Below are 587 nucleotides of genomic sequence, written 5' to 3'. Positions count from 1 at the left end.
ACTCCAGCACGTCACTACGCACACGTAGACTGTCCAGGACACGCGGATTATGTTAAGAACATGATCACAGGTGCTGCACAGATGGACGGTGGTATCCTAGTTGTTGCTGCAACTGACGGCCCTATGCCTCAGACTCGTGAGCACATCCTACTAGGCCGTCAGGTTGGTATCCCTTACATCATCGTATTCATGAACAAATGTGACATGGTTGATGACGAAGAGCTACTTGAGCTAGTAGAAATGGAAGTTCGTGAACTTCTTTCTGAATACGATTTCCCAGGTGATGACCTACCAGTTATCCAAGGTTCTGCACTAGGCGCACTAAACGGCGAAGAGCAGTGGGAAGCGAAAATCGTTGAACTAGCTGAAGCACTAGACTCTTACATCCCAGAGCCAGAGCGTGCAGTAGACCAACCGTTCCTACTACCAATCGAAGACGTATTCTCGATCCAAGGTCGTGGTACAGTTGTAACTGGTCGTATCGAGCGCGGTATCCTACGCGTAGGTGACGAAGTAGAAATCGTTGGTATCAAAGATACAACTGTTACTACTTGTACTGGTGTTGAGATGTTCCGTAAGCTTCTTGA

1 protein-coding gene is annotated in these 587 nt (G+C 47.9%); it reads left to right on the top strand.

The features are described 5' to 3' along the window. The coding region (locus tag ACVA6Q_RS24555) for a GTP-binding protein (protein WP_446649212.1) at positions 1–587 on the top strand (587 nt) is incomplete at both ends.

Source organism: Vibrio sp. DNB22_10_4 (assembly GCF_052879755.1).
This window is presented reverse-complemented; position numbering and strand designations above follow the sequence as displayed.